The organism is Bacillus luti (assembly GCF_009739945.1).
Lineage (GTDB): Bacteria > Bacillota > Bacilli > Bacillales > Bacillaceae_G > Bacillus_A > Bacillus_A luti.
In genome coordinates this window covers 4837501-4842500 of record NZ_CP040336.1, presented here as the reverse complement: position 1 = coordinate 4842500, position 5000 = coordinate 4837501, and the positions used below count along the sequence as shown (strand labels likewise).

Sequence of the window (5000 nt, the reverse complement as noted above, 5' to 3'; positions counted from 1 at the left end):
TGGAGCGAAGTCTTTGATTCCCCGCTGCCAAGAAAAGCTTCTAGCGAGATAAAAGGTGCCTGTACCGCAAACCGACACAGGTAGGCGAGGAGAGAATCCTAAGGTGTGCGAGAGAACTCTGGTTAAGGAACTCGGCAAAATGACCCCGTAACTTCGGGAGAAGGGGTGCTTTCTTAACGGAAAGCCGCAGTGAATAGGCCCAAGCGACTGTTTAGCAAAAACACAGCTCTCTGCGAAGCCGTAAGGCGAAGTATAGGGGGTGACACCTGCCCGGTGCTGGAAGGTTAAGGAGAGGGGTTAGCGTAAGCGAAGCTCTGAACTGAAGCCCCAGTAAACGGCGGCCGTAACTATAACGGTCCTAAGGTAGCGAAATTCCTTGTCGGGTAAGTTCCGACCCGCACGAAAGGTGTAACGATTTGGGCACTGTCTCAACCAGAGACTCGGTGAAATTATAGTACCTGTGAAGATGCAGGTTACCCGCGACAGGACGGAAAGACCCCGTGGAGCTTTACTGTAGCCTGATATTGAATTTTGGTACAGTTTGTACAGGATAGGCGGGAGCCATTGAAACCGGAGTGCTAGCTTCGGTGGAGGCGCTGGTGGGATACCGCCCTGACTGTATTGAAATTCTAACCTACGGGTCTTATCGACCCGGGAGACAGTGTCAGGTGGGCAGTTTGACTGGGGCGGTCGCCTCCTAAAGTGTAACGGAGGCGCCCAAAGGTTCCCTCAGAATGGTTGGAAATCATTCGTAGAGTGCAAAGGCATAAGGGAGCTTGACTGCGAGACCTACAAGTCGAGCAGGGACGAAAGTCGGGCTTAGTGATCCGGTGGTTCCGCATGGAAGGGCCATCGCTCAACGGATAAAAGCTACCCCGGGGATAACAGGCTTATCTCCCCCAAGAGTCCACATCGACGGGGAGGTTTGGCACCTCGATGTCGGCTCATCGCATCCTGGGGCTGTAGTCGGTCCCAAGGGTTGGGCTGTTCGCCCATTAAAGCGGTACGCGAGCTGGGTTCAGAACGTCGTGAGACAGTTCGGTCCCTATCCGTCGTGGGCGTAGGAAATTTGAGAGGAGCTGTCCTTAGTACGAGAGGACCGGGATGGACGCACCGCTGGTGTACCAGTTGTTCTGCCAAGGGCATAGCTGGGTAGCTATGTGCGGAAGGGATAAGTGCTGAAAGCATCTAAGCATGAAGCCCCCCTCAAGATGAGATTTCCCATAGCGTAAGCTAGTAAGATCCCTGAAAGATGATCAGGTTGATAGGTTCGAGGTGGAAGCATGGTGACATGTGGAGCTGACGAATACTAATAGATCGAGGACTTAACCATATAATATGTAGCAAATGTTATCTAGTTTTGAAGGAATATGCCTTCATAGTTTGGTGATGATGGCAGAGAGGTCACACCCGTTCCCATACCGAACACGGAAGTTAAGCTCTCTAGCGCCGATGGTAGTTGGGACCTTGTCCCTGTGAGAGTAGGACGTCGCCAAGCAACTTTAAGACGAGTCAGAATGACTCGTCTTTTTTGTATGCTTTCATACCTCTAGCAATTGCTTTTTGAACGGCTTCTAAATAGGAAAATCCATATTTTTGATCTGGTTCTAAGTAGGTTCCTTCTGCCCATTCATTCCATGCATTAATAAATAGAAATTCGCTGTTATAAAGAGCGTATGTACGGTGAATTTGCTTGCTTAAATATATTGTGAACTTTTCAGGTGTAGAACCTATAAAAATGCTGCTATTTGAATTTTTGCGTCGTGCAGTGTTATCCCAATCAACGAACGCTCCAGGGAATGTTTTTTTCTTTGGAGGGGATCGTTTTAATATATACATCCATACTTTATCGTAGTCCCAAGCATTTAATAGCATACCTGATTCATGTATTGTTTTATTTATGTCGGAAGAGCTATCATGGGCGATTGTATAAAATGGTTCAAATTGAATACTAGCATCGAATCTATTTATATGTGGAATTGGAAAGCTATTTAGTGTTTCTACAAAGAATATACCTTTTAAACCATTTTCTTGTGCTAGTGTATCCCAGTAATTAAGCATCTTCTCACAATTAGGAATATGTCCGGGACGATAAATAATGAATAGGGGCTTACCATCTATCCGAATATATCTTTTATCTTTGAATGCTTGTAATAAGTATTCAAAGTGCTCTTTCCAATCTGATACACCACCATAATCTTGAGGCATTAATATATGCTTATCGAGACCATCCCAAGTTTTTGTCCATGGTTCATTTGCCCAAGAAAGGCAAAATGGAAAATCTGGTTCACCCGTCTTAAGTACTTCATTAAAAGGTGTTTCTAATAACCTCTTACCTTTGAACCAGTAGTGATAATAACAAAAACCATATATGCCGTATGCTTTGGCGATTTCAACTTGCCATTTTCTTACGGAGGGAATTGTTAAGTCGTAATAAAAATCTTGATAAGGTTCTCTTGGCTGATAATGCCCTGGAAATAAAGGGCGTGCACTTTTAGTATTGGTCCATTCTGTAAACCCCTTACCCCACCACTGATTATTTTCTTTTATTTGGTGAAATTGAGGTAAGTAAAAGGCAATGATTTTCAAGTTTTATCGCTCCTTTATTGTCTCTTCTTCATATATGGAGAGATGATACTAAGAAGGATGTATAGATTTAAAATATTCCTCTCATGTATGGATATGTTTCAAAATTTTTTTGCATATATTTCTGTAACTAAACCCATTGTTTCTTTGGAGTAAAAGCTTTCATATGTTGAAAAACGGGGAAAGGCTTCATCTTTCATACTAAGTTCTATATAGCTTGCTGTTTAAAGCATCTTATGAGTGCGAAAAGTTCTTTTTTATTAATACACTATATTCTTGGTGATGAGTAAATAGTATGAGTGTTTTTTCAGACAGCTTATATAAGATAGCGATTCTAAAATAAAGATAATGAAAATTTATACAGGGCATACAATTACAAGAGGGTAAATAATAGGAATGATCAAGTTGGTGTGGCGGATAAAAATTTTATTATTAGAGAGAGGATATTATGAGGAAGAATAACTATTTAATAGTAGGTGGAAATAGTTTCATTGGCATCAACCTCACATTGGGCTTATTAGAACGGGGGCAAAATGTAAAAGTATTTTCCAGGCGTATAAATAATTTTCCTCAAAATATTACAAATGAAATTGAATTCATTAAGGGTGATTTAGAAAATGTTGAAGACATATGTAAAGCTTTAGTGGATGTAGATATCATTATTTATTTAGCTGCGACGTCTAATGTAGCAACTTCAATTGAAGATATTTTCGGAGATATTAAAAGTAGCTTTTTTTTTCTTAATTTCATGGAAAGTGTGAAAGATTTTCGTATTAAAAAAATTGTATTTGCATCTTCTGGAGGCACGGTTTATGGTGAACCTGAATATGTGCCTATTGATGAGGAGCACCCATTAAAACCACTTTCTCCATATGGAATAACGAAAGTTTCGCTTGAAAATTATTTGTATTTTTATAAGAAAAAATATGGGATAGAATATGTTGTATGTAGATATTCTAATCCATATGGAAAATATCAGAATCCTTTAAAGAAAGTTGGAGCAATAAATTGTTTTTTGTACCAACATCTTAGTAATGAAAGGATTAATATATATGGGAATCCACAAGAGATTATTAGAGACTATATTTATATTGATGATTTAGTTGAAATTACTATACAACTATCACAATTAAATCGATTGAAATCTTATGTATATAATATAGGAAGTGGAAAAGGTCTTTCTTTAAAACGAATTATAGTGGAATTGGAGAAAATAACAGAAAGAAAAGTAGACTTTATCTGTTATAAACCAAAACAAGAAAATGTTCAAAAAATCATTTTAAATATAGATAAGGTGAAACAAGAATTTAATTGGGAACCCAAAATAGATTTCAAAAATGGAATTAGGTTAAATAAACTATGGATTGAAGAGTTCTTATGTAGTAAAAAATAATAAACCGTGCTCTACTTATGTATAAGTAGAGCACGGTTTATTATTTTTCTTCTTTTTTTATTACCCATAGGTCCTGATGTTCCCACCAAAAGCCTTCAGTGAATCTTTTAATAATAGGGTTATAGGGTAATAATTTAATTTTGCTACATACGTAAGAGGGACTAACTATCATTTGCCCGTATTGATTAACATCTAAATCAAATTGTTCACTAGAAGAGAGAAACCAATATCCCTGTTCGTTTAAGTTTGGAAAGCCGAAGTATTTTTTACTTTGATATCCATGAGTTGTAAAAATGAATAAACCACCAGGTGAAACAGCACTATACAATGTTTGAAGCCAACGAAACCAAGTTGTATCGGGCATGTGAGAAAAAAAGGATAGACAAAAAACAATATCATACGTAGAAGCTGCCAATTTTAAATGTTCAGGTTCAGGATGAGATAATATAGAAGAATGATTTAATGTGTTTTCAATGAAAGTAATAGCTTTTTCGTGTATATCACAAGCAGTTATATTCAAGTTCGCTTGTAGATTTAATAAATGGCGTGTTACGCAACCATATCCAGATGCGAACTCTAATAATTTAATTGGATTGTCTGTAGGAGGATAAAAGGAAGTAATTAAGTCTAAGAGTATTTGTGCTGAGTTTTGCCCATCGTTAAAATAATAATCTATCGCTTCTTTTTTAGAAGGAAAGACGGGATTAGTAACAAGGAACTGAAAAATGTGATCCTCAGGATGGATATTTGCATTTACATTGTAGTTGTGTGCAATTTGAGAAATTAAGTTTTTATTTTCCTCTATAAATTCTTTCAAAGAGTATTCCCCCTAAATAATAGTAACGCCTTATGAGAACTGCGAATAGTGAAGAAAGTTCAAGGCTAAATTTCCAAGTATGTTTTCAGGTATTTTCTATATGTATACATCTTCATTTTAGAAATATCGTCAATAGTGAAGTTCTCTTTAATAAAATTCTGCATTTGTACAACTTCATTGTAATGAGAATATGAATCTTCTGTT

The 5000-nt window shown here is 37.8% G+C and carries 4 protein-coding genes, 2 rRNA genes and 1 pseudogene (2 of these 7 only partly in view); 3 read left to right on the top strand and 4 right to left on the bottom strand.

The window, feature by feature from the left end; genetic code table 11:
• Together EUC40_RS24345 and rrf are read left to right on the top strand one after the other, a co-directional pair.
• Positions 1-1333: ribosomal RNA gene (locus EUC40_RS24345) — 23S ribosomal RNA — on the top strand; it begins 1589 nt to the left of the window's first position.
• Between the two features lie 49 nt (positions 1334-1382).
• Positions 1383-1498: ribosomal RNA gene (gene rrf / locus EUC40_RS24340) — 5S ribosomal RNA — on the top strand.
• A gap of 14 nt (positions 1499-1512) precedes the next feature.
• Here rrf and EUC40_RS24335 read toward each other — a convergent pair.
• Together EUC40_RS24335 and EUC40_RS27090 are read right to left on the bottom strand one after the other, a co-directional pair.
• Positions 1513-2589 (bottom strand): glycosyltransferase WbsX family protein, encoded by a 1077-nt coding sequence (locus EUC40_RS24335; protein ID WP_156576806.1) that lies wholly within the window; start codon positions 2587-2589, stop codon positions 1513-1515.
• Positions 2590-2656: 67 nt separating this feature from the next.
• Positions 2657-2831: pseudogene (locus tag EUC40_RS27090) on the bottom strand (sulfotransferase family 2 domain-containing protein); the annotation flags it as partial.
• A 203-nt stretch (positions 2832-3034) separates the two neighbouring features.
• On the opposite strand from EUC40_RS27090, the gene EUC40_RS24330 reads away from it, so the two are divergent.
• Positions 3035-3979, top strand: coding sequence for an NAD-dependent epimerase/dehydratase family protein (locus EUC40_RS24330; protein ID WP_156576805.1), 945 nt, complete (start codon positions 3035-3037; stop codon positions 3977-3979).
• A gap of 40 nt (positions 3980-4019) precedes the next feature.
• Here the strand turns inward: EUC40_RS24330 and EUC40_RS24325 are convergent, their stop codons facing one another.
• Together EUC40_RS24325 and EUC40_RS24320 are read right to left on the bottom strand one after the other, a co-directional pair.
• On the bottom strand, positions 4020-4796 hold the full coding sequence (locus EUC40_RS24325; protein ID WP_156576804.1) for a class I SAM-dependent methyltransferase: 777 nt from the start codon (positions 4794-4796) through the stop codon (positions 4020-4022).
• 65 nt (positions 4797-4861) lie between these two features.
• Positions 4862-5000, bottom strand: the 3' end of a protein-coding gene (locus tag EUC40_RS24320; protein ID WP_156576803.1) for a glycosyltransferase. It continues 1793 nt past the right edge of the window; the window shows 139 of its 1932 coding nt (coding positions 1794-1932); its start codon lies off the right edge, out of view — the gene reads right to left on this strand; it ends in the stop codon at positions 4862-4864.